General features: G+C 39.5%; 23 protein-coding genes. 6 read left to right on the plus strand and 17 right to left on the minus strand.

All coding sequences use genetic code 11. The features are described from left to right. Window positions 1–96: 96 nt before the first annotated feature. The 5 genes from PARC_RS15390 to rplU all read right to left on the minus strand — a co-directional run bounded on the left by PARC_RS15390 (window position 97) and on the right by rplU (window position 3,001). The gene (locus tag PARC_RS15390) at window positions 97–474 is read right to left on the minus strand and encodes a DUF3718 domain-containing protein (protein ID WP_010553335.1); all 378 of its coding nucleotides are present in this window, start codon (window positions 472–474) and stop codon (window positions 97–99) included. A gap of 78 nt (window positions 475–552) precedes the next feature. Next, window positions 553–1,044, minus strand: coding sequence for a type 3 dihydrofolate reductase (gene folA, locus PARC_RS15395; protein ID WP_010553336.1), 492 nt, complete (start codon window positions 1,042–1,044; stop codon window positions 553–555). 73 nt (window positions 1,045–1,117) lie between these two features. Continuing rightward, the gene (gene cgtA / locus PARC_RS15400; RefSeq protein WP_010553337.1) at window positions 1,118–2,275 is read right to left on the minus strand and encodes an Obg family GTPase CgtA; all 1,158 of its coding nucleotides are present in this window, start codon (window positions 2,273–2,275) and stop codon (window positions 1,118–1,120) included. Window positions 2,276–2,415: 140 nt separating this feature from the next. Continuing rightward, complete coding sequence (gene rpmA, locus PARC_RS15405; protein ID WP_002957747.1) at window positions 2,416–2,673, minus strand: 50S ribosomal protein L27; 258 nt, start codon at window positions 2,671–2,673, stop codon at window positions 2,416–2,418. Window positions 2,674–2,689: 16 nt separating this feature from the next. Continuing rightward, window positions 2,690–3,001 (minus strand): 50S ribosomal protein L21, encoded by a 312-nt coding sequence (gene rplU, locus PARC_RS15410; RefSeq protein ID WP_002957748.1) that lies wholly within the window; start codon window positions 2,999–3,001, stop codon window positions 2,690–2,692. A 422-nt stretch (window positions 3,002–3,423) separates the two neighbouring features. Here rplU and ispB point away from each other — a divergent pair, with 422 nt between their 5' ends. Then, window positions 3,424–4,395: an octaprenyl diphosphate synthase gene (ispB, locus tag PARC_RS15415; RefSeq protein ID WP_010553338.1), complete on the plus strand. Its 972-nt coding sequence runs from the start codon at window positions 3,424–3,426 to the stop codon at window positions 4,393–4,395. A gap of 86 nt (window positions 4,396–4,481) precedes the next feature. On the opposite strand, the gene mdh is transcribed toward ispB, so the two are convergent. Next, the gene (gene mdh / locus PARC_RS15420) at window positions 4,482–5,414 is read right to left on the minus strand and encodes a malate dehydrogenase (RefSeq protein WP_007586102.1); all 933 of its coding nucleotides are present in this window, start codon (window positions 5,412–5,414) and stop codon (window positions 4,482–4,484) included. Between the two features lie 225 nt (window positions 5,415–5,639). Between mdh and argR the strand changes: the two genes are divergently transcribed. Next, on the plus strand, window positions 5,640–6,107 hold the full coding sequence (gene argR, locus PARC_RS15430; RefSeq protein ID WP_002957753.1) for a transcriptional regulator ArgR: 468 nt from the start codon (window positions 5,640–5,642) through the stop codon (window positions 6,105–6,107). A 7-nt stretch (window positions 6,108–6,114) separates the two neighbouring features. On the opposite strand, the gene PARC_RS15435 is transcribed toward argR, so the two are convergent. The 4 genes from PARC_RS15435 to PARC_RS15450 are packed head-to-tail and all read right to left on the minus strand — an operon-like array spanning window position 6,115 to window position 10,748. Then, window positions 6,115–7,014 carry a Dyp-type peroxidase gene (locus PARC_RS15435; RefSeq protein ID WP_010553339.1) on the minus strand — a complete coding sequence of 300 codons (900 nt, stop codon included), beginning with the start codon at window positions 7,012–7,014 and terminating at the stop codon, window positions 6,115–6,117. Window positions 7,015–7,062: 48 nt separating this feature from the next. After that, window positions 7,063–8,112 carry an ABC transporter ATP-binding protein gene (locus tag PARC_RS15440; RefSeq protein WP_010553340.1) on the minus strand — a complete coding sequence of 350 codons (1,050 nt, stop codon included), beginning with the start codon at window positions 8,110–8,112 and terminating at the stop codon, window positions 7,063–7,065. Next, a complete protein-coding gene (locus PARC_RS15445) occupies window positions 8,113–9,744 on the minus strand; it encodes an ABC transporter permease (protein ID WP_010553341.1) in 1,632 nt (543 codons plus the stop codon). Next, complete coding sequence (locus PARC_RS15450) at window positions 9,744–10,748, minus strand: Fe(3+) ABC transporter substrate-binding protein (protein ID WP_010553342.1); 1,005 nt, start codon at window positions 10,746–10,748, stop codon at window positions 9,744–9,746. The genes PARC_RS15445 and PARC_RS15450 overlap by 1 nt, the downstream gene beginning before the upstream one ends. 937 nt (window positions 10,749–11,685) lie before the next feature. On the opposite strand from PARC_RS15450, the gene PARC_RS15455 reads away from it, so the two are divergent. Beyond that, entirely contained in the window at window positions 11,686–12,201 is a 516-nt protein-coding gene (locus PARC_RS15455) for a hypothetical protein (RefSeq protein ID WP_010553343.1), read from the plus strand. Between the two features lie 10 nt (window positions 12,202–12,211). Here PARC_RS15455 and PARC_RS15460 read toward each other — a convergent pair whose 3' ends face one another. From PARC_RS15460 to pdhR, 5 genes are all read right to left on the minus strand, one after another. Beyond that, complete coding sequence (locus tag PARC_RS15460) at window positions 12,212–12,892, minus strand: tRNA-uridine aminocarboxypropyltransferase (protein WP_010553344.1); 681 nt, start codon at window positions 12,890–12,892, stop codon at window positions 12,212–12,214. A gap of 364 nt (window positions 12,893–13,256) precedes the next feature. Then, the gene (lpdA, locus tag PARC_RS15465) at window positions 13,257–14,681 is read right to left on the minus strand and encodes a dihydrolipoyl dehydrogenase (protein ID WP_007586124.1); all 1,425 of its coding nucleotides are present in this window, start codon (window positions 14,679–14,681) and stop codon (window positions 13,257–13,259) included. Between the two features lie 175 nt (window positions 14,682–14,856). Next, window positions 14,857–16,785, minus strand: coding sequence for a pyruvate dehydrogenase complex dihydrolipoyllysine-residue acetyltransferase (aceF, locus tag PARC_RS15470; protein WP_010553345.1), 1,929 nt, complete (start codon window positions 16,783–16,785; stop codon window positions 14,857–14,859). A gap of 10 nt (window positions 16,786–16,795) precedes the next feature. Next, window positions 16,796–19,462, minus strand: a complete 2,667-nt coding sequence (aceE, locus tag PARC_RS15475) for a pyruvate dehydrogenase (acetyl-transferring), homodimeric type (RefSeq protein ID WP_010553346.1) — start codon at window positions 19,460–19,462, stop codon at window positions 16,796–16,798. 90 nt (window positions 19,463–19,552) lie between these two features. After that, on the minus strand, window positions 19,553–20,302 hold the full coding sequence (gene pdhR, locus PARC_RS15480) for a pyruvate dehydrogenase complex transcriptional repressor PdhR (RefSeq protein WP_007586129.1): 750 nt from the start codon (window positions 20,300–20,302) through the stop codon (window positions 19,553–19,555). A gap of 1,090 nt (window positions 20,303–21,392) precedes the next feature. Here pdhR and PARC_RS15485 point away from each other — a divergent pair. Further along, window positions 21,393–21,845: an REP-associated tyrosine transposase gene (locus tag PARC_RS15485; protein WP_024590627.1), complete on the plus strand. Its 453-nt coding sequence runs from the start codon at window positions 21,393–21,395 to the stop codon at window positions 21,843–21,845. Window positions 21,846–21,919: 74 nt separating this feature from the next. On the opposite strand, the gene ampE is transcribed toward PARC_RS15485, so the two are convergent. Together ampE and ampD are read right to left on the minus strand one after the other, a co-directional pair. After that, window positions 21,920–22,771 (minus strand): beta-lactamase regulator AmpE, encoded by an 852-nt coding sequence (ampE, locus tag PARC_RS15490; RefSeq protein ID WP_010553348.1) that lies wholly within the window; start codon window positions 22,769–22,771, stop codon window positions 21,920–21,922. 12 nt (window positions 22,772–22,783) lie between these two features. Then, window positions 22,784–23,338, minus strand: coding sequence for a 1,6-anhydro-N-acetylmuramyl-L-alanine amidase AmpD (gene ampD / locus PARC_RS15495; protein WP_010553349.1), 555 nt, complete (start codon window positions 23,336–23,338; stop codon window positions 22,784–22,786). A gap of 237 nt (window positions 23,339–23,575) precedes the next feature. Here ampD and nadC point away from each other — a divergent pair, with 237 nt between their 5' ends. Together nadC and PARC_RS15505 are read left to right on the plus strand one after the other, a co-directional pair. Then, window positions 23,576–24,427: a carboxylating nicotinate-nucleotide diphosphorylase gene (gene nadC, locus PARC_RS15500; RefSeq protein WP_010553350.1), complete on the plus strand. Its 852-nt coding sequence runs from the start codon at window positions 23,576–23,578 to the stop codon at window positions 24,425–24,427. Between the two features lie 492 nt (window positions 24,428–24,919). Next, window positions 24,920–25,366 (plus strand): pilin, encoded by a 447-nt coding sequence (locus PARC_RS15505; protein WP_010553351.1) that lies wholly within the window; start codon window positions 24,920–24,922, stop codon window positions 25,364–25,366. The last annotated feature ends 57 nt before the right edge of the window (window positions 25,367–25,423 follow it).

Below are 25,423 nucleotides of genomic sequence, written 5' to 3' on the forward strand. Positions count from 1 at the left end.
TAAATTAGCTAAATGAAACAAACCTGGGTTTGCTATAAATAACAAACCCAGACCAATAAATTTCTAACTAAAGGTAGAGGTATAAACCTTTTATAATTAAAGACCAGCACGCTCTTTAATTACTGCAATAAGTGGTGAGCTGGCAAAATTGCCTTCAGCCCAAGCAATATCAGCACCATCTGTTAACGCACTTTTTGATAAGTTTTTAACTATATACTCACCAGTATCCACTGCATTGCTAGCAACAGCATGGCGTAATAAATTATTACCATTACATTGTACTGCATCATAAATATTACGAATTTTTACACGAGAGCTTTTAAGCTTGCTGCGTAATCGGTTTTTATCGTCTGCAGCAATATACTCACAAATAGATACCGCTAATTGATCTTCAGCACTTGCAGGTGCTGTGTACGAAAACGAACTTACAGCGATAATAGCAGTAAGTACAACTAGCTTTGATACTTTAAACATGACAAACCCTTAATGGTACTTTATTCTTATATAGACTGTTTAATATTATACCAACCTACTAAAAATTACGCAATAATGTTAACGTGCTTTATATAAGGTTACGAATTTATAACTAGATTTGTTCTTTTCATCAGGAAGGTTTTCTTGCTCTTCTTTCACGTCCCAATTAGCAACTTTATTATAATCAGGAAACTGTGTATCGCCTTTAACATCTAAATCAATAAAAGTTAAATACAGGCGTTCTGCTTTTGGTAAAAATCGCTCATAAATATTACCGCCACCAATAATCATTACTTCTTCAACAGCACAAACTAGTGCTAGTGCGGCCTCTGGTGTAGTTACCACTTCAATACCCTGTGCAGTATATTCGCTGTTTCGAGTAATAATAATATTACGACGCCCAGGTAAAGGACGGCCTATTGACTCAAAAGTTTTACGACCCATGATCACAGGTTTACCCGTAGTTATTTTTTTAAAATGCTGAAGATCCGCAGGTAAATGCCATGGCATTTTATTATCTAGGCCAATTACACGGTTATTTGCCATTGCTGCAATCATTGAAATTATCATAATAAACACCTAGTACTTTATTCTTAAACAAAGAAAAAGGAGCATAAGCTCCTTTTTAATAAATTCTATTTAATTAACGCTCGTAGACAACTTCTACGTCGTAATCATCTTCATCCCAGTCGTCCCAATCATCATCATTGCCTTTACCTTTAGTGGCTTTTTCATGATAGGTATCCCACTTGAATTCAACTTCTTCATCTTCAACTTGTACAAACTTCTCTTTAGGCATGCTATCAAGTAGTGTCATTATGTTGTGGATTAAAGGTTGAGTATTAAGTTTATTAATTGCTGAAATGTGATAAATATTTTCAGTTTCGCCCAGCTCTTCTGCAATCGCTTCGCATAGCGCTTTTGCTTCATCTGCTGGTAATAAATCTATTTTATTAAACACTAACCAGCGTGGTTTTTCAGCTAATTTAGGACTGTATTGGTGTAGCTCGTTAATAATCGAGAATGCATTATCAACAGGGTTTGAACCATCTACCGGCATTACATCAATAATGTGCAATAACACACGACAACGCTCTAAATGCTTCAAGAAGCGAATACCTAGGCCTGCACCATCAGATGCACCTTCAATTAGACCCGGAATATCGGCTATAACAAATGATTTATTTGCTTCAGGACGTACCACACCTAAATTAGGAATAAGCGTCGTGAATGGGTAATCAGCTACTTTTGGTCTTGCTGCAGATACACTGCGGATAAACGTAGATTTACCTGCATTTGGTAATCCTAGTAAGCCTACATCAGCCAATAATAGTAACTCTAACTTTAAGTTACGTACTTCACCGGGTGTGCCCAATGTTTTTTGACGAGGTGCTCGGTTAGTACTTGATTTAAAACGTGCATTCCCCAAGCCGTGGAAACCACCTTTTGCAACCAAAATTCGTTGACCATCTTGAGTTAAGTCGCCAAGTCCCTCTTGGGTATCAACATCCATGATGCGCGTGCCTACAGGCACCATAACAAATAAGTCATCGGCTTTTCGGCCTGTACAGTTACGGCTACGACCGTTAGTACCACGTTCAGCTCTATGAAAGCGCTCAAACTGATAATCAATTAGGGTATTTAAGTTTTCATCAGCTTGTAGATAAACACTACCACCGTCTCCACCGTCACCGCCGTCTGGTCCACCATCTGGAACATATTTTTCACGACGGAAAGACACGATGCCGCTGCCACCGTCTCCAGCTTCTGCGCGAATTTCTACTTCATCTACAAACTTCATGATTACTCACTTTAGGGATTGGCTTGTTTAATAACTCTATTATATACCCAAGCCAACACAAATGCAGGCTTGGGTATATATTTTGACTGACTACAAAACAAAAAACCCCGCAAAGGCGGGGTTTTTAACTACCTTACTGATTACTCAGTTACGATAGTTACGTATTTACGGTTTAAAGGACCTTTTTGTTCAAACTGAACTTTACCATCTGCTTTTGCGAAGATAGTGTGGTCTTTACCGATACCTACGTTAGTACCAGGGTGGAAACGAGTTCCACGCTGACGAACAATGATGCTACCCGCTAGAACTGATTCGCCACCAAAACGCTTAACACCTAGGCGTTTGCTTTCTGAATCGCGACCGTTACGAGTACTACCAGCTGCTTTTTTATGTGCCATTTCTAAGTACCTCTAATTAAGCGCTAATGCTAGTGATTTTAACTTCAGTGAACCATTGACGATGGCCCATTTGCTTACGAGAATGCTTACGGCGTCTAAATTTAACAACCTTAATCTTCTCACCGCGACCATGTGAAACAACCTCAGCTGTTATCTTGCCACCGTTTACGAACGGTACACCGATCTCGATTTTCTCACCATCAGCAACTAAAAGTACTGAATCAAATTCTACTGCCGCACCAGTTTCAACGTCTAATTTTTCAAGACGAATCGTTTGACCTTCAGTCACACGATGCTGTTTACCACCACTTTGGAAAACCGCGTACATAATTAACTCCGTCTGTGCACCCTCAAATCGGCGCAACTAAAATATTCTTCGATAGGGCGCGAAGTTTACGCTAACGCGAAATAACTAGCAAGCCTATTTTGTAATTAAAATGAATAAAAAGTAGCTGCTTTGAGAGCAATTCAATATTTACCCCATTTTATATTAATTAGCCCTTTTGCCAAGCGCTTTTTAACTCTTAGTCGAAATAAATTAATGTACTCAAATATGACCCTCACAGCTTAATATCTAAGCACATCATAAACTGTATATTGATTATCAATTAATCAGTTATCTTGGCTAATTCAGTCTAAATTAAGTACTTTAATAGTGTTTTTTCAATCAATCGTCACAAAATATCGAGCTAGTGCATTTTTTGTTGTACAATCTGCGCCGTTCACACATAAAAATTGGCTCGGAGATCAATGGATATAAAAGCTATCCAGGCGTTAATCGAAAGCGATATGAATGACGTCAATCAACTTATACATGCGCAAATGCGCTCAGATGTGGCGTTAGTTAATCAGCTTGGTTTATATATAGTTAGCAGTGGCGGCAAACGCGTTCGTCCAATGCTCGCGATTTTAGCAGCCAAAGCGCTCGGTTATCAGGGTAAAGATCACATAACACTTGCAACAATTGTTGAGTTTATTCATACAGCAACGCTATTGCATGATGATGTTGTAGATGAATCAAACTTACGACGTGGCACACCTACAGCAAATGCTGAATTTGGTAATGCTGCTAGCGTATTGGTTGGTGACTTTATTTACACTCGTTCATTTCAGCTTATGGTTGGCCTTGGAAAAATGCAGGTTATGCAAGTACTTGCCGATGCAACAAACATTATTGCTGAAGGTGAAGTATTGCAGTTAATGAACTGCAACGACCCAGATACGACCGAAGCCAGTTATATGCAGGTTATTTACTCTAAAACAGCTAAGTTGTTTGAAGCAGCGACAGGCCTTGCTGCCATTATTACTGAGCAAGACCAAACTACTCTCGATGCACTAAACCTATATGGTATGCATTTAGGTACTGCGTTTCAGCTAGTAGACGATGTACTCGATTACAATGCAGATGCTGAGCAGTTGGGTAAAAACATTGGTGATGATTTAGCTGAAGGCAAACCAACGCTTCCACTTATTTATGCTATGCAACATGGTAGCGAGCAGCAAACGCAGCTTATTCGTGATGCAATAGAGCACAGTAATGGTATGGAGCATTTAGAAGAAATTTTATCGGCACTAAAGCAAACTAATGCGCTTGAATTTACAATGCAAAAAGCAGAGCTTGAAGCTGACAAAGCTATTGCGTGTTTAGACTTTTTAGCTGAGTCTGACTATAAGCAAGCACTCATAAGCCTTGCTCGTATTGCGGTTGACCGCGACCACTAGTTTTAACTAGTTACACAGTGTGAAATTAATTCTGAGCAATAAAAAAGCCTGCAAATGCAGGCTTTTTTGTTATTCTACTTTGGCTATTACGCCATGAAATCAACACCTTCTTTGATGTCTTTTTTCAGTGTTTCAAGCATGTCATTTTTTGCTTTTGTTTCAAATGCGCTTAGTTCGCCGTAAGAAAGAATTTCTTCTACGCCGTTTTTACCTAAACGTACTGGATGTGCAAAGTACTCTGCATCGCCATTTTCAACAGCAACGTAAGCGTAATCTACAACTTCCTCACCTTGTAGGCCTTTAACTAAAGACATACAAAAACGAGCTGCAGCAGCACCCATAGATAGCGTAGCTGAACCACCGCCTGCTTTAGCATTTACAACTTCAGTACCCGCATTTTGGATACGTGGAGTAAGTGCAGCAACTTCTTCATCTGTGAAAGAAACACCTTCAACTTGAGAAAGTAGAGGAAGAATAGTTGTGCCTGAGTGACCACCAATTACTGGTACTTTAACAGTTGCTACGTCTACGCCTTTAAGTTCAGCAACAAATGCTTCTGAACGAATAACGTCAAGCGTAGTAATACCGAATACACGTTTAGCGTCGTAAGTACCTGCTTTTTTGAATACTTCAGCAACGATTGGAACTGTGCCATTTACTGGGTTAGTAATAATACCTACTAACGCTTTAGGACAGCTAGCAACAATGCCTTCTGCTAAAGTTTTGATGATACCAGCATTTACATTAAATAAATCAGCACGATCCATACCTGGTTTACGTGGCATACCCGCTGGGATAAGAACGATGTCAGAGCCTTCAAGCGCTTTGTTTAATTCGTCTGCGCCAAAGCCTGCTACTTTAACATCTGTTGGGATGTGAGAAAGGTCAACCGCAACACCTGGTACTACTGGTGCAACATCATAAAGTGATAATTCAGAGCCAGCTGGTAAGCCTGTTTTTAATAATAAAGACAACGCTTGGCCGATACCGCCTGCAGCACCTAATACAGCAACTTTCATTGGAATTCTCCGTAATTTGAGGTAGGAAACATTTGTGGCTCTTAAGATAATGAAATTAGCGACTAAAAACAAATTTATCCTGTCTATTTCAAGTATATTTTCGACCATAGTCGTAAACTTTTGTGATTTAACGCATCAAACTGGCAAGTTAACTAAACAACTGCTGCATAATTATTCATTTTTGTGTAGAATTTGCGGCATAAATAACAAAAACGAATAAAGACTATGCAACCACAAGATAAACAAGAAGCACTGGTAAAAGCATTTAAATCACTATTAAAAGAAGAAAATTTTGGCTCTCAAGGCGAAATAGTTGATGCATTAAAAGATCAAGGCTTTGACAATATAAGCCAAAGTAAAGTATCGCGCATGCTAAGTAAATTTGGTGCTGTACGCACACGTAACGCCAAACAAGAAATGGTTTACTGCTTACCAGCTGAAATGGGTGTACCTACGGCTAAAAGTCCATTACGCCAATTAGTAATCGACATTATGCACAACGAAATGATGATCATTATTCGTACCAGTCCAGGCGCCGCTCAGCTTATCGCTCGTTTATTAGATTCATTAGGTAAAGCAGATGGCGTACTAGGAACAATTGCAGGCGACGATACTATTTTTATCGCTCCTGCTAAAATATCTGAAATAGATGTAACACTTGAACGTGTTCGCATTTTATTTGATACGGTTTAATAGCAAACTAAATTTGTTTTAAAAACCCGACTGAAGGCGCAAAGAAAGCAGAACCCATATCGGCTTGAGTAAAATCAAGCCAGTGGTCGTAACAATCCCCTTCCCCTAAACGACTATTAAGTACTTTTTCAAATGCGGTGCCCGTACAAGCGCATGTAATTGATAACATTCCCTGCTCATACACATCGCCATAAGGCATGCTCTGATTTAATAATAGCGGTTGTCCGTCTTCGTCTTTTAGCTCACTTCGCGAAGCATGGCTGGTTTCGATCGCAGGGGTAATTAGCGTGTTATCAAGGCGCGTACGTCCCATTATTTGTTCTTGCTCGCTCAATGATAAGTGCTGCCACATAGTTAAATCATGCTTATAACGCTGTACATGAATATAACTCCCCTGATCTTCAAAATTACCAGGGTTACTAATTAAAGCCGTAGCGCGCTTTTTTCTTCCATGCGCGGTGTCGCCACCATAAATAAAACCATTAAAATCACGACCATCTAAAAAGCGAAAATTACGAATTTGCTCCACCAGCTCAACATCGGGGGCAAATAGTTTTAAAATTTGCAGCGCAAACAAATGATTAACGTCTTCACGATCAGAGCGAATTTGCACAAATAAATCGCACGGTTGTACGCTCATTTGATGATCGCTATGGTTTATATTAGGAAAGCTCTGTAATTCGCTTGGAATGTATTCAGGGAGGATATGCGGCCAATATTGCGCACCAATAGCAACCATGCAAGAGAGCATTGATTCTGAAAATTGATCGCTAAACTCTTCTTCTATAGCGCTTACTTGTTTTAACTTTGCGCGAAGTGATTCGTCTTGACCATCAAACACATTAAAAAATAAGTGCAAACCGTGTAAGTTTGCTTCAGCACAAATCCCTGATTGCGCTTGCGCCATTGTTATTCCTTAGTTTTACAGATAAAAACACAGCGAATAACAAATTAATTACGATTCGAAAAAATTCACCGTGTGAGGTTTTATTTTTATTATAACCTGTTCATTATTTTCAAATGACTGGCCATATTGTGCAGCAACTTCAATTTCTTGTTTATCAATAACAAGTGAATAAACATACGCCGAACCAATAAAGCGACGACTTACTATTGTACCTCGCTTGCTGAATTTGTCACTTTGGTTATCCGCCACTAATTCTATTTGATGGGGACGTACATATATAAGCCCTACGCTTACATTATGCTTACTTTCAACATAGGACTCGACTAAACCAAATGGTGTTTTATATTCAGTTGCTGTTAATACTTCTGCGCTCAAGTATATGCCTTGACCCAGAAACTCTGCAACCTCCTTTGAACATGGAGCTGCAAAAAGCTGCTCAGGCGTGCCTTGTTGCTCAATTTTACCGCGATGCATAATGGCAAGTGTATCTGAAAAGGCAAACGCCTCTTCTTTTGAATGTGTAACAAACACAGCAGATACTTGGGTTGCCTTAATAATTCGACGTATATCGGCAATTAATTCAAAGCGTACTTGTGTGTCGATATTTGAAAAGGGCTCATCAAGTAGCAATAAACTAGGCTTATAAGCTAATGCACGAGCAATAGCTACACGCTGCTGTTGGCCACCCGATAACTGATGCGGGAACCTGTCGGCACAGCCAATTAAATGTACCAGCTTAAGCATTTCATCAACGCGTTGCTGCTTTTGAGCTTTACTCATTTTACTAAGCCCAAATGCGATATTATTTGCTACCGTTAAATGCGGAAACAATGCATAATCTTGAAACATCATGCCGATGTTACGGTGCTCAGGCGAGACAAACGATTGCTCATCACTCACTAATTTACCGTCTATAAAAATAGACCCTTGCTTAGCTTCAATTAAACCTGCAATCGCTTTTAACGTGGTCGTTTTGCCGCACCCACTCGCTCCGAGTAGACAAACAATTTCATCTTTACCCACCGTTAAATCTAAATCGTGAATAACCTTTGTGCCGTTATAGTGATAGCTCACGCCTTGTAAAATTAAACTACTCATTTAACTACGCTGCTCCATAGAACGATTAATAAAATACAAAGGAATAAACCCAACAATAACAATAAATAATGCCGATATTGAAGCAAGCTCTAACTGCTCGTCGCTCACATACTGAAATACATGAGTAGCTAAGCTTTCAAAATTAAACGGTCTGAGCAATAGCGCAGCCGGCAGTTCTTTCATGCACTCAATAAATACCAATAACGCAGCAGTAAGCAATCCTCTTCGCAGTAAAGGTAGGTGCACTAAACGCAGTGTTTGTCCTTGGCTTTTACCCATTGATTGGCTTGCCATATCAAGTGATGGGCTAATACGTAAAAAACTCGACTCAATTGCTCCGTGTGCAATGGCGTAAAACCTAACAATATAAGCAATAATAATAGTAAAAATGCTACCTGTAAGCAGCAAGCCAATATCTAAATTATACGGCTCGAGCGCTGTGTTAATGGTGTTCTCTAATAACGTAAGCGGTAATAAAACCGCAATAGCGAGTACAGTTCCTGGCAACGCATAACCTGTGCTTGCTAAACGCCCGGGAATAAGCGGATACGCTTGCTTTGCCACACGCTGATAAAAAACGACAAAAACACTCAACGTAATCGTTATTAGGCTCACAACCCCAGCCACTTTTAAACTTTGCCAAGCGTAACTAAAAAACTCTACATTCCATGCTTTATCAAAGTAGGTAATGGCGTAATTTATAAGTACTGCAATAGGGATTACAAACGCGATAAATAAAATAAAGCTGCAAAATGCCGTTGCGAGCCAAGCTGACTTTCCTTTTAATACATAGAGAGATTCACTATTTACACTTGATTGGCGCTCAAATACCGATTGGTTACGACGACTAAAGCGCTCTGCCATTAATGCTAAAAATAACAGTAATAACATCACACCCGATATTTTAGCTGCCGCTGTAAGTGAGTAATAACCAAACCACGTATCGTATACGGCAGTCGTTAATGTACTTACGGCAAAATAACTCACTGTTGCAAAGTCAGCCATGGTTTCCATACTTATAAGCGCAAGAGCCGCCACAATAGCCCCACGAGAGAGTACTAAGCTTACTTTAAAGAAACTTTGCCAAGGAGATAACCCCATTAACTGGCTAGCTTGTACTAATTTGAATGACTGTTCGCGAAGGGCTGTTTTAAAAATTAAAAATAAATACGGGTAAAGTACCAAGGCAATCATAACGATGGCGCCGGGTAATGTACGTATATCAAAAAACCAATAGTCATTAGGCGATTGCCAGCCAAACCATTCTCTCAGTGCTATTTGCACCGGACCCGCATAATCTAATAAATCAGTGTATACATAGGCAATAATATAGGTGGGCATAGCAAGGGGCAGCATAAGTGCCCATTCAAACTGTTTTTTACCCGGGAAACTACAGTAAGCCGTTAGCCACCCAAGTGGCAAAGCTATGGCGCAACTAAGGACGCAAACACCTAAAACAAGCAATACGGTATTGGTTATGTAATCCCAAAGCACGGTATCCCACAGGTGAGAAAACACCTCAGAGCTACCTTGTAGAGATTCAAAAAGAAGAAAAAACAACGGGGCCGATAGAATTAAGCCAGTCGACCACGCAAAGAGCTGCCATTTAGACAGCTTAAATTTATTAGTCATTAAAGATCGAACTTCACCTCATCAATTAGCTTAAGCGCTAACGGACGATATTTACTAATCTCATCAAGTGGCAAGCTGTCTTCTTTAAAACTCCCCCAAGAGGCAACCAAACTTGATAGTTCAACACCCGACTTAACTGGATACTCCATATTTAATGAGGCATACATGTTTTGTGCTTTGCTGTCGGTCATATACTCTATGAGCTTTAATGCATTTTCAGGGTTTTTAGCGTATTTGGTAATAACCGCACCCGATACATTTATATGTGAGCCACGATTAACTTGATTCGGAAAGTTAATATTTACGGCCTCTGCCCAACCTTTTTGCTCTTTATCTTCTAGCATTTTGCCAAGGTAGTAACTATTACCTAATGCCAAGTTACATAAACCTTCTTTAACAGCTTTAACTTGAGCACGATCGTTACCTTGAGGCTTGCGCGCTAAATTAGCCTTCACACCTTCAAGCCACTCTTTAGTTTGCGCTTCACCATGGTGTGCAATCATAGAAGCCACTAAACCTAAATTATATGGATGTTTGCCTGAGCGCGTACAAATTTGTCCTTTGTATTTAGGATCTGCTAAATCTTCATAAGTGAGCTTAGGTAACGCACCAATTCGCTCTTTTGATGAATACACATTACGAACTCGCTTAGTAAGCGCGACCCATTGGCCATCACCGTCACGAAAAGCTGCAGGTACGTTATTATTTACACTGTCACTTTTTATAGTTTGTGTTAATTTTAAATCTTCTAATTGAATAAGCGCACTAAAATTAGAGGTTAATACTAAATCGGCTTTACTATGTTTACCTTCACGTTTAACACGCTCAATTAACCCTTTTTTAGCAAAAACAACATTGGTTTTTATTCCCGTTTGTTTTGTAAAATCGTCTAAAATTGGCTGAATCAAAAACGGCTGACGAAAAGAATAGATATTAACAACGTCACTTGCAAAGGCTGGTGCCGATGCTGATAATCCTAAAAAAAGTGTAAATACTGTCTTCATTATTTCACCTAAATAATTGTTATTATCATCGAATTCTACCGCGCTCATTCAAAAAGTGCACACTTTAAATAAATGTAAATATGTAAATAACGCCCAAAAAGGAAATGCAGTGTAAGAGATATCTCACGGAAGTGACAGCTAATGAGTAAAAATCAAGATAAAAAACACACAAAAACAACCTAACAACCTGTATTAATTGAACTTTTACATTATTACTATTGCATAAATACTAATTGAATGTAGTTTTATCCCTATTTTAGTTGCTCTATTGCACTATAATTTACGCATCAACCAAGCAATGACGCTTATTGAGTAAAAGGAAATGGACTGCTTACTCAACCAACCAATGATTAGGTTACCAGGACAACACGGACTTTAGGACAGGCTCAGGATGAGTATCACAACGCAATGTTGTAAAAAGGACAGCGTCAGGAAGATGCGAAAAGGATAACAACACGGCTAAGTTGTTTAACAGGATGTTTAAGGAATAAATGGACAGGCCTTTAAGGCAACACAATGGATTGGTTAAAATAGGGATACACTAGGAAGTGTAATTAAGGATTTGGTAATAGTATTTACCCTACAGGATGTTTAGGAATTTAAGGATACAGGCCCGGATGGTCTACATTACATAGAACTAAAAAGTAATATAGTAATAAACATGGATTAGTAAAAATTGGAGTTGATTAAGTTCAATTGCAGGATGCAGAAAATTAGAAGATTCCGCAAGCGCGCCTAGAGATAGAGCGCGCTTTTCTTTGCCTAAAACTTGGGTTTAGTAAAGCTCTAAGCAACTACCACTAACTTTTGCAGGGTAATACTGCATCCCAGCTAATCAATATTAATACCTTCAAATACTTTATTAATATTTTAAATTTCGCTAAGTTTTTCATTAATTGCGCCGATAACTAAGTAACGCAAGGATCATAAATACTCAATGGATATGAATTTTAAAACGCCGCAAAGCAATACCTTTTTATGTAAAGTATCAGACGCAAGTACAGCAAAACCAATTGGTGTTTTTAGTGCCCAAACTCCCAACGAAAATCCCTATAAAGCTTTATTTAGCCCCAAAGGTTATAACTTTTTAAATATGCCAATGAGTGAGTTTAAAAACATACTTAACGTAATTATCCAGTTAGAAAGCGATATTTCTATTAGTAAATGGGGTGAGGGTTCTCGACCTGATGAATTTAGTTATCAGCTTAATAGAATATCTAACGCTATTGCGACTACTCACTTTAAGGGAAAAACCGATATTAGCTGTTACTTTTTAAAGCGAGTCGAAGAGGCTAAGGATATGATTGGTGAGGACTGCACCTCGTTTATTCAGGCTCACAATAGCGTAAGCCAATTATATAATACGGTTTTACAATTAACATCTGAAGAAGGCTTCAGAGCAATTCAAAATAAAGCACTGACTCACTTAAAAGAGCAGCAAGCTTTCGCTTAACTGCGTAAAACTACTCTTCTAGCGGTCGGCCTTTATTGCGCTTACCAAGCAAATACGCATCACGAAACTTAATAAAATGCTGTTCTAATTTAGAAGATGCATCCATTTCTCCCGCAAGCGCTAGCACCATAATAGCCACTTCAGCAGTGCCTAGTTGATGCGCATGAGGGGCAACACGTAATCGATAATCAGATAGTTTATCAGCAGTAACAGAAAGTACAGGCAAGTTATCTAAGTATGGGCTTTTGCGAATCATTTTTTTAGCTTCACGCCAGGTACCATCTAAAAATATAAATAGCGGTTTTTTACCCTCTTCAATACTCATTTCGGTAATGGCCCTGCCCTCTTCTACATCTTCAGCAGGGAATACTACCATTGGCTGATATTGTGAATCGCTTATCAAAGCTAAAAGAGCGGGGTTTGGGTCTGTTCTATCCCATCTAAATGCGTGGTTATCTGGCACTATTTCAGCAATTAAGCGCCCAGTATTAGAAGGTTTAAAACTTTCATTGTGATACATTAATAAGCACACAGCTGCTTTACAATCTGCATGCTCAACACCTTTACAAATACAGTAGTGCTTAGCTATTAAGCATTGCTCACAGCGATCTAATTTACCGCCTCGAGCATTAAACTCTCGACGGGATTCACTTATTTGTTGAGCGCGTAATGCTAAAACTGAGTTTTTCACTGTATTTACCTTCAATTAATTAAGCGCGCATTGTAGCTATATTTGGTGATAATAGATATGTGAGGGCTGTGACGAGAATTTTAGCAATCAGTAATAAAAACCCGTAGTCGCGAGTTTACCTCGCGCAAGTTTTTAATTTAACAAGCGCGGCATAAAGCCGCGACTACAACAAACGTCACCCCAACCACAGCAAACTCCCATCTCGTAGTCGGAGCATACCTCGCTCAATTTTTTGAATTTAAAAAACGCGGCATAAAGCCGCACCTACACATAATTAAAACACTGTAATTTAAAACCTGCTCTTTCACCCATAAAAAAACCCAAGCCAGGCTTGGGTTTTTCAAACAAATGCTAAAAAGTTAAATTACTTCTTTTTAACTGCTTTTTTGTTTGGTAAGTCAGTGATCGAACCTTCAAAAATTTCAGCTGCAAGGCCGATTGATTCATTCAATGTAGGGTGAGCATGAATAGTAAGCGCTAAGTCTTCACCATCAGCACCCATTTCAATACCTAAACCGATTTCGCCAAGCATTTCGCCCGCGTTAATACCGATCATAGCACCACCGATTATACGGCCACTTTCTTTATCAAAGATAAGTTTAGTAGAACCTTCAGTACGAGATGATGCAATAGCACGACCAGAAGCTGCCCACGGGAATACCGCAGTTTCAATTTTTAGGCCTTGCTCTTTTGCTTCTTTCTCAGTAACACCTACCCAAGCGATTTCTGGGTCAGTATACGCAATCGAAGGAATACATTTAGGGTCGAAGAAATGCTTCTGACCAGAAATAACTTCTGCAGCAACATGACCTTCATGAACCGCTTTATGCGCAAGCATAGGCTGGCCAACTAAGTCACCAATTGCAAAAATATGGCTTACGTTAGTACGTAATTGCTTATCAACATTAATAAAGCCACGCTCATCAACGTTTACGCCCGCTTTTTCAGCATCAAGTAAGTTACCGTTTGGAGTACGGCCAACTGCAACAAGCACTTTGTCGTAACGTACAGGTTCTGCTGGTGCGTTTTTACCTTCAAACGTTACGTATAAGCCATCTTTTTTAGCTTCAACACCAACAACTTTAGTTGAAAGCATTACGTTGAATTTTTTGCTTACGTATTTTTGGTAAATTTTGATAATGTCTTTATCAGCTGCTGGAACTAATTGGTCAGCAAATTCTACAACATCAATTGCAGAACCTAGTGCACGGTAAACCGTACCCATTTCAAGACCGATAATACCACCACCAAGTACAAGTAGTTTTTCTGGTACATCTTTAAGCTCTAGCGCGCCAGTTGAATCAATTACACGGTCATCTTGTGGGATAAAAGGTAAGTTAACTGGTTTAGAACCTGCTGCAATAATCGCGTTATCAAACGTGATAGTTGTAGAGTCTTTCTCGCCTTCAACTACTAAAGTATTGCTGCCAGTGAATTTACCGTAACCAGATACAACTTTCACTTTACGCATTTTAGCCATGCCCTCTAGTCCACCAGTTAACTGGCCAACTACAGAATCTTTCCAAGTACGAACTTGGTCAAGATCGATCTTTGGTGCGCCAAAAGTAACACCGTGAGATGACATTTCAGCTGCATCATCAATCACTTTAGCTACGTGTAAAAGTGCTTTTGAAGGAATACAACCAACATTAAGACATACGCCGCCTAATGTTTCACGAGATTCTACCAATGTAACTTCTAAGCCCAAGTCAGCAGCGCGGAATGCCGCAGAGTAACCACCAGGACCACCGCCTAGTACAACAACTTGAGTTTTTAATTCGTTGCTCATGCTATTACCTTAATTGTTTGAACGGGACACTGCCCTAAAGTTTAACTGCCATGTTTCTGCAAGGCAGAAAGTGAGAGCAGATCACAAATTTGTGCAAAGATTGTATCATTGCAAATGGTAAAAATCCCAGCTAAAAACAACTGGCTGGGATTTGATTCTATTCATTGTCCAGCGATTACATCACCAATTGGCGAATATCGCTCATGTAACTTGCAAGAGTCACAGTAAAGCGTGCAGCTAAGGCTCCGTCAATAACCCTATGGTCGTATGACATAGACAGCGGAACCATTAGTTTTGGTTCAAACTCTTTGCCATTCCATTTAGGTTTCATTTCAGATTTAGACACACCTAAAATAGCCACTTCTGGTGCATTAACAATCGGCGTAAATGCCGTACCGCCAATACCGCCAAGGCTAGAAATAGTAAAACAACCACCTTGCATATCAGACGATGTAAGCTTCCCGTCACGTGCTTTAACAGATACTTCCATTAATTCGCGTGATAGTTCAATAATGCCTTTTTTATCAACATCTTTAAACACTGGTACAACTAAACCGTTTGGCGTATCAACTGCAACACCAATGTTAATGTACTTTTTAAGAATTAAGCTTTCGCCGTCTGCAGAAAGCGATGAGTTGAATTTTGGAAATTCAGCAAGTGCTTTTGCAGCTGCTTTCATTACAAACACAAGTGGTGTAATTTTAACACCCAGCTTTTTCTTCTCGCTAAGCACATTTTGCTCTTTGCGGAATACTTCAAGGCTTGTGATATCAGCTTCGTCAAACTGTGTAACATGTGGGATTTGCACCCAGTTACGGTGTAAGTTTTTGCCTGATAGCTTTTGAATACGAGACAGCTTTTGCTCTTCAATTTCGCCAAACTTAGCAAAATCTACTTTAGGCCATGGAATAAGACCAAGCTCGCTGCCACCAGCATTACTACCTGCAGATAATTGACCCGACTCAACTTGCTTAACTAGGTTTTTAACATAGTTTTGCACGTCTTCTTTAACTATACGGGCTTTGCGACCAGTGCCTTTAACATTAGCTAGGTTAATACCAAACTCACGCGCTAAACGGCGAACAACAGGTGATGCATGAGCATACGCGCTGTTTTCTGTGAAGCTTTCATTACTTGCTTTTGCTGGTGCCGCTTGAGCCGGTGCCGACTCAGTTTTAGCCGCAGCTGCAGGTGCTGATTTTTCAGCTGGTGCAGGTGCTGCTACTGGCGCGCTGCCTGCAACTTCAAATACAAAAATTAATGAGCCAGTCGATACTTTATCGCCAGCGGCTACTTTAATTTCTTTAACTGTACCTGCAAATGGAGCTGGTACTTCCATTGCAGCTTTGTCGCCTTCAACGTTTAAGATTGATTGATCTTCTTCAACCGTATCGCCAACTGCAACCATAATTTCAGTTACTTCAACTTCATCGCCACCAATATCAGGTACATTCACTTCTTTAGTACTTGGTGCTGCATTTGCTGTTGAGCTAGCTGCTGGCGCTTCTACAGGAGCCGACTCTTTAGCCGGTGCTGCAGATTCACTTCCTGCTACTTCAAAAACAAACACTAATGAGCCTGTTTTAACTGTATCGCCAGCGGCGACTTTAATTTCTTTAACTATACCGGCAAATGGAGCGGGAACTTCCATTGCTGCCTTGTCGCCTTCCACGTTTAAGATAGATTGCTCTTCTGAAACGGTGTCGCCAACAGCAACCATGATTTCAGTTACTTCAACTTCATCATCGCCAATGTCTGGTACGGTTACTTCTTTAGTTGAAGAACCTGTAGAACCTGTAGAAGCAGCAGGTGCTGCCTCTTCAGATTTAGCTGGAGCAGCGGCTGATGCTTTTTCTTCACCAGTGCTTTCACTCTCGCCTTCAAACAAAAATACTAAAGAGCCAGTTGTAACGGTGTCGCCAACGTTTACTTTAATCTCTTTCACTGTACCCGCTTGCGAAGCAGGTATTTCCATTGATGCTTTGTCGCCTTCAACATTAAGTAATGATTGGTCAACATCTACTTTGTCGCCAACGCTTACTAATATTTCGGTTACTTCTACTTCGTCGTCACCAATATCTGGTACTTTAATTTCAATACTCATTGCAAACCTCTTATGCGTACAGTGGGTTAAGTTTGTTAGTGTCGATGTTGAACTTTTTAAGTGCTTCAACAACTACTGACTTCTCAACTTCACCGCGTTTAGCAAGTTCAGATAACGTAGCAACAACAACGTAGCCCGCGTTAACTTCAAAGTGACGACGTAGGTTTTCACGGCTATCAGAACGACCGTAACCATCTGTACCTAGCACTTTGTAGTTGCTGCTTGGAATAAATGAACGCGCTTGTTCTGCGTAGTTTTTCATGTAATCCGTTGCTGCAACAGTCACAGAGTCGTTTAATACGCTTGTGATGAATGCTGTTTTTTGCTCGCCTTCAGGGTTAAGCATGTTGAAACGTTCAACATCTTGACCTTCACGCGTTAATTCGTTGAAAGACGTTACAGAGAACACGTCAGACGCAATGCCATACTCTTCGCTTAGAATCGTAGCGGCTTTACGTACTTCAGTCATAATAGTACCTGAGCTTAATAGCTGTACGTTGGCTTTTTTACCTTCGTAACTTTCAAGCTTATAAATACCTTTACGAATACCTTCTTCAGCGCCTTCTGGCATAGCTGGCTGATGGTAGTTTTCGTTCATAAGCGTTAGGTAGTAGTAAATATTTTCTTGGTCATCACCGTACATACGACGAATACCGTCTTGTACAATAACAGCTACTTCAAACGCGTAAGTTGGGTCATATGAAATACAGTTAGGAACCGTATTAGCAAGAATATGACTGTGACCATCTTCGTGTTGCAAGCCTTCACCATTTAGCGTTGTACGACCCGCAGTAGCACCTAATAAGAAACCACGTGCTTGTTGATCGCCCGCCATCCATGCCATGTCACCAACGCGTTGGAAACCAAACATAGAGTAGTAAATGTAGAATGGGATCATTGGTAAATCGTTAGTGCTGTATGAAGTTGCAGCAGCAACCCATGACGACATTGCACCTAACTCATTAATACCTTCTTGAAGCACTTGCCCTGATACAGTTTCTTTATAATAAGAAACAATATCACGATCCTGTGGCGTGTAGTTTTGGCCATGCGGGTTATAAATACCGATTTGACGGAATAAACCTTCCATACCAAATGTACGCGCTTCATCGGCAATAATTGGTACGATGTTTTTACCAATGCCTTTATCTTTTAATAAGATATTAAGTGCACGAACAAAACCCATAGTGGTTGAAATATCACGCTTTTGCTCTTCAAGTAGCGGCTTAAACGCGTCTACTTCTGGCAACGTAAGTTTTTCACTAAAACGTGGAATACGCTTAGGTGTATAACCTTTAAGTTCATCACGACGAGCATGTAGATATTTATACTCAGGTGAACCTTCTTCAAGCTCTAAATAAGGTAGTTCTGCAAGTTGCTCTTCAGATACTAAATCATCAAGACCAAGGCGTGAACGTAAATGCGCAACATGCGACATGTCCATTTTTTTCACTTGGTGCGCAATGTTTTTACCTTCAGCTGCTTCACCCATGCCGTAACCTTTTACAGTTTTAGCAAGAATTACAGTTGGACGGCCTTTAGTGTCTTCTGCTTTTTTAAATGCAGCAAATAATTTTGATGACTCATGACCACCACGCTTAAGCGCGAAAATTTCGTCATCTGTCATGTCAGCAACAAGTGCAGCTGTTTCTGGGTAACGACCAAAGAAGTTTTCACGTACGTACGCGCCATCTTTAGCTTTATATGTTTGGTAATCGCCATCAACAGTTTCGTTCATTAACTGTAGTAATTTACCCGTTGTGTCTTTAGCTAGAAGAATATCCCAACCGCTGCCCCACACTAGTTTAATTACGTTCCAGCCAGCGCCTTTAAACAAGCCTTCCAGCTCTTGAATAATTTTACCGTTACCCATAACTGGGCCGTCTAAACGCTGTAAGTTACAGTTAACTAAGTAACAAAGGTTATCTAGTTTTTCACGTGCAGCAAAAGAGATTGCACCGCGTGATTCTGGCTCATCCATTTCACCGTCACCTAAAAACGCGTATACACGTTGGTTTTTAGTATCTTTTAAGCCACGACCATCTAAGTATTTTAAGAAGCGCGCTTGGTAAATAGACGAAATAGGACCTAAGCCCATTGATACCGTAGGGAACTGCCAAAATTCAGGCATTAACTTAGGGTGTGGGTACGATGGTAAGCCTTCGCCATCAACTTCTTGGCGGAAGTTATCTAGTTGTGCAGCCGATAAACGACCTTCAACAAATGCACGTGCATAAATACCAGGAGAAATATGACCTTGGTAATAAACTAAGTCACCACCGTCTACATCATTTGGCGCTTTAAAAAAGTGGTTAAAACACACTTCATAAAATGCAGCAGATGATTGGTAAGACGCCATATGGCCGCCTAAGTCGAGATCTTTTTTAGATGCACGTAGAACGATCATAATCGCGTTCCAACGTATAATTGAACGAATACGACGCTCAAGATTTACATCACCCGGGTAAGCAGGTTCTTGATCTACAGGAATAGTATTAACGTAGTTCGTGGTAATACCCGTTGGCATATCAACGCCGTCTAAACGGGCTTGCTCTAATACTTGCTCAAGTAAAAACTGAGCTCGTTCAACACCTTCTTCGCGCACAACTGATTCAAGAGCTTGTAACCACTCTTGTGTTTCTAGCGCGTCTACGTCAATTTTATTGACTTCAGACATATGGAGGTTTCCTTATGTTTAAAATACGAATATTGTTAATTTAATATCACAGCTACTTAATTTGTGTGTTCAAAGTAGTTATGTACTAACTTAATTTTGTTTAGTGCGTCTTAAACTACGTTCAATTCGCGAATGTTCTTTGCCTGCTTCAAGTAGTGCTTCTTCTATAAATGCTAAGTGCGCATTACTTGCTAAACGGGCTTGTTCTGGATTACCGTCAATAACGGCATCCATTAATAAACGCCTGTGTTGGGCTAATTGACTGCTAATATCTGACTTTTTTAATAAAACAGTTAAATTTTGCAATACATTTTGCTCAAGCAGCGCTTTCATGCCTCTTACTAAATGCAGTAACACCACATTATGCGAAGCTTCTGCCACGCTAAAGTGAAATGCATTAATTGCTTTTGCTTTTTGCTGTAAATCATCATTAACTAGGGCAATTTTATCAAAGCTTTCTTTCACTTTGCTAAAATCGTTGCTGGTCCCGCGCAGTGCCGCGTAGTAAGCAGCAATCCCTTCTAATGCATGACGAAATTCAAGTAAATCAAACTGCGACTCAGGATGTTTACTAATCAAATCAAAAAGTGGATCAGTAAGCCCTTCTTCGAGCTGATTTTTTACAAACGTGCCGCCACCCTGGCGACGCGTAACTAAACCTTTCGCTTCTAATTTTTGAATTGCCTCACGCAGTGACGGGCGAGATACTTCAAATTGCTTTGCTAGTTCACGCTCTGGTGGCAACTTTTCACCTGGTGCTAACGAGCCTTCAAGAATCATGTTCTCGAGTTGCTGTAAAATAACATCAGATAACTTTGCTGCTTTGATCTTTAAAGACATGAATCAACGTCCGCGTTGTATAAATACCAAGAGCCCATAAAGCGGGGCTTTGAGTAGTATGATTTACCCAAAAGGTAAATTGGTCATACCAAAAATTTTCAATACGGTATCAAAAACCTTATTAGCTGTCAATTTACAGGTAGCTTGAGCAATTAAAGTAGCGTAACGCATTTTGAACGAAGATTAAACAATGCGCAATTTACAAAAATTGTTATAACGTTAATAGGATGAAAACAATTGGTCTGACCAGAAAAATAGAGTGTTAACTCTAGTTGAATTTATTAAAGAAATTAATAACAGGATAAAAGTACCAAAGAAATAGCTGCAATTTACACACGATCAGTCAACTAAATATAAAACATAATGCGCGCTATAAAATTTCGATCACGCAATATCGTAGCAGCGGGTTTACCCCGCGACATTTGGCAACTAATCTCCCAACCAAAAAAACACGATGCGCGATATAAAATCGCGACTACGCAATATCGCAGCAGCGGGTTTACCCCGCGACTATTGTGCAAGTAATTACCTAAACGTAAAACACAATGCGCGATGTAAAATCGCGACTACGCAATATCGTAGCAGCGGGTTTACCCCGCGACTATTGTGCAAGTAATTACCTAAACGTAAAACACAATGCGCGATGTAAAATCGCGACTACGCAATATCGTAGCAGCGGGTTTAACCCGCGACTATTGTGCAAACAATCTCCCAACCGAAAAACACATGCGCGATGTAAAATCGCGACTACGCAATATCGTAGCGGCGGGTTTACCCCGCGACATTTGGCAACTAATCTCCCAACCGTAAAACACAATGCGCGATGTAAAATCGCGACTACGCAATATCGTAGCAGCGGGTTTACCCCGCGACTATTGTGCAAGTAATTACCTAAACGTAAAACACAATGCGCGATGTAAAATCGCGACTACGCAATATCGTAGCAGCGGGTTTAACCCGCGATTATTGTGCAAGCAATTACCCAACCGTAAACCAATATGCGCGATATAAAATCGCGACTACGCAAATTTATAAAAATTGCATATGCTTTAAATTCGTGGGTCTGTGATTGCTAAAATACGGGTATGTTATGCATCGTTCATATTTATTACGAAAGGGAAGAGTATCAAAAGCAAACCACTATTATGCTATTACACTGGTTTGTCATGAGCGAAACAACCTATTCACAAGCTTAATAATTAATAGAGCTATTATCAATGAAATGAGGGGATTAGAGAGAGAGCAACTGATTAAATCAAATACTTTCGTGATAATGCCAAACCATATTCATTGGTTATTACAATTATCCGATAGCGCAACATTAAGTGAGGTAATTAGAAGCTTCAAAGGACGCTCAGCCACGGTGTATAGACAATTTGGCAGACAAAAGCTTTGGCAAAAAGGGTTTTATGATCACTTAATAAGAAATACCGAAGACTTAAATAGCTGTGCTAGATACATAGTCGCAAACCCTTTACGTGCAAATTTAATAGAAAATATTGCAGACTACCCATATTGGGATAGTATTTATCTAAACTCGTAGCAGCGGGTTTACCCCGCGACATTTGGCAACTAATCTCCCAACCGAAAAACACAATGCGCGATGTAAAATCGCGACTACGATAGTCCACCAAATAATGTAAGTAGTGCTATAAGTACTAAGTAAAATAATACATTGCGCTTAACAAGCTTAATCATACAAGTGGCCTCGTAGGTACAGCCGTAATAACGCTTTTCAACTTGCTCTGCAGCAAGTGCAGTACATGTTACTACTTCTCGGTTTGGAGATTTAAAGTTAAGTACGTAACGTAGCCAACAGCTTGTGCCTTTATTAAAGTTACCTATTACTAAATAACCAAAGCTGGTAATACGTGCAGGTAACCAGTCGAGCCAAAACAATAGTTTATGTATAAGTTTAAAACGCTTAGCAAATATTACTTTATGATCTTCTCGTACTAAGTCAGCTAAAGTACGTACCAGTGCATATAAAACCGCGCCTGGTGCGCCTAAAACAACAAACCAAAAAATAACCGCACAGTAAAATCTAAAGTTTACCCAAGCCAATGTTTGCCCAAAAGTCTCGCCACTTTCTTCGTCTTCTGTACGTTTTTGACCTATTTGTAACGCATATAAAGATGCTGCAGTACCATCATCTCGCGTTAACGCATTTAAGTACGACTTATATAAAGCACGCTGCTTAGCACAACCAAAGCAAACCAAAAGCACCGCGATATTAATGCCCAACTGCCACAAAACAAAATCAGATAAACAATAAATTAGTGCCATCGCAATCACTGGAAGTAAAAGCCAAATTAAAAAGCCCGGTACTGAGCTAAATAAGCCCTTATCACCAAGTAATTTATTAGAGCGATTTAAATAACCATTTGCGTAATAACTTATCTGCCAGTAATTAGACCGAGCGCCTAAGCGCTCTAGTATTAATGCAATTATTATAGAAACTAAAATCATGGGAATAACTCTCTAACTTAGTTGTTCAAGCATATTAAAAAACAATGGCCAATTAAAGCTACTGCCAGGATCGGTTTTACGCCCAGGGGCAATATCGCAATGCCCAACAATACGCGAAGGGGTAATTTTTGGATAGCGTTGCATTATAGATTTACTAATAATAGTTAATGTTTTGTACTGCGCTAAAGAATATGGCGTGGTGTCGGTACCTTCAAGCTCAATACCAATGCTAAAGTTATTACAAGCAGGTACCCCCTCAAACTCAGATTGCCCAGCATGCCAAGCACATTTTTCAAAAGGCACGTATTGTATAACCTCACCGGTGCGCTTTATAAAGCAATGGGCCGATACACGTAAATTATTTAAGTCACTAAAACTCGGATGAGCATTGAAATCAATGCACCCCATAAATAATTCATCAACGAAAGGTGTACCAAACTGCCCTGCTGGCAATGATATATTGTGAATCACCAATAAAGAAATATCAGCCTCATCAGGGCGCTCATCAAAATGCGAACAAGGCCGCTGCGCTACCGTACTTAAAACACCGTCTAAATCTATTTTCATGATACGTTTATTATATAAATATCAAGATATACATAGCACTGATGCTAATGGATTTATTAAAAAAATGATAGTAACAAGCGAGGTATAAAACCTCACCTACAAATAATTCAAACCCATACGTAGGTACGAATCTACTTCAAGCGCTTATCTTTATATTAACGAAAAGGCAATCGCTTCTCTTTCTTTTATAAACATAGTAAAATTTGCTTAATTTATTAACGCTTATGAGCTTTTATTATGTCTATCCCGCACTCTTTAGTTAGCCAACTTGTCACTCTTGCACTCGACGAAGATTTAAATTATCAAACAGCTCAAGACGGAGATATTACCGCGCAGCTTATCCCTCAGAGCGAGCAAGCCAACGCAAAAGTAATCACCCGCGAAGACTGCATTTTTTGCGGAAAAGACATCATCCTTGAAGTATTCAAACAAGTAGACCCAAGCGTTAAGGTTAATGTACTAATAAACGACGGCGACGCAGTTAAAGCAAACAGCACATTATTTACCGCTATTGGCTCGGCTCGTTCAATATTAACTGCCGAACGAACTGCCCTTAACTTTGTGCAAACGTTATCAGGCACTGCAACTACTACAGCGCATTACGTAAAAGAGTTAAGTGGTACAACTACGCAACTACTCGATACACGCAAAACCATACCTGGTCTGCGTGCTCTTCAAAAATACGCAGTAAAATGTGGCGGGGGTGCAAACCATCGTATTGGGTTATTTGACGCTTTTTTAATTAAAGAAAATCACATAGCCGCTTGTGGCACAATAAACAAAGCAGTAGCTCAAGCTAAACAAAACCACCCAAATAAACCTGTCGAAGTCGAAGTCGAATCACTCCCAGAACTTAAGCAAGCTATTGATGCCGGCGCCGATATAATAATGCTCGACAACTTTAGCGTAGAGCAAATTAAACAAGCCGTAGTTTTAACAAATAAGCGTGCCAAATTAGAGGTTTCAGGCAATATGACCCTAGAAACGCTCAAAACTTATTCACAAGCAGGCGTCGATTTTATATCAAGTGGGGCGTTAACAAAAAACTTACAATCAATCGATTTATCGATGCGTTTTGAGCAATTTTAAAGCTACTGAAAAACTTTAAAATCTCTAATCAGTTGACAAATTAAGCAAAAAAGCATTAAATAACCCGAAAGGCTTACTTTGTAACATTTTGTTAAATAAAGTGGTTTTTATAGAAAATGTACGTGCTAATTACTGAAATAAAATGATAGACTAATACTGTTTTATTACTTTTATTTAAAAGTTAATCATAAATAACTAGAACCTTTAGTTGTTCTTTATTTTTAAAAATAAAATTAAAAACTAAAGCAACTAAACTACTTACTTTATGCCTATACTATTTGTTGCTGCAATGTGTAGTGCTCTTAGTAAACTTTTATAGCTAGTACTAAACATAATGAATTCACATACGGCTTTTGTGTTTCATACTCTAAAGCTAAAGTGTAATAAAATTAATTTTAAGTAAAACTGTAAAGTAAATCAGTTAAATTAAGTGAGGCACTTTGCCGCTTAAGCGATTTAAGTTACAAAAATCTATCCTTTAGGAGAGGAAACATGAAAACAATGACTCAAAAACAACAGGGTTTCACCCTAATTGAATTAATGATTGTAGTAGCAATCATCGGTATTCTTGCTGCAATTGCATTGCCTGCATATCAGGACTATACAGCTAGAGCGCAAGCTTCAGAGGCAGTGTCATTAACAGCAGCAGCTAAAACAGGTATTGCTGAGTATTATCAATCAGAAGGCGCTTACCCTGTCAAAGACGGAACTCCTGATGTAACGGCATTCGGAGTTACAGGGACTTATAGTGTAGTTACTGTAGAAACAGCCACAGGCGTTATCTCTGCTAAGATGAATAAAACAGGTGTATCTAAGGACTTACAAGATAGAACATTTACTTTTACACCTTCAGTTAAGGATGGTGCGTTTAAGTGGACTTGTACGCATGACTTAGTTAACAAAGCTATCGCACCTAAAGGCTGTAAAGCAAAAGCATAAATCGTTTAGTATTAACTGCAAAGGTAGCTTAAAGCTACCTTTTTACTTTTTATTGGA

The sequence above is a fragment of the Pseudoalteromonas arctica A 37-1-2 genome, assembly GCF_000238395.3.
GTDB lineage: Bacteria > Pseudomonadota > Gammaproteobacteria > Enterobacterales > Alteromonadaceae > Pseudoalteromonas > Pseudoalteromonas arctica.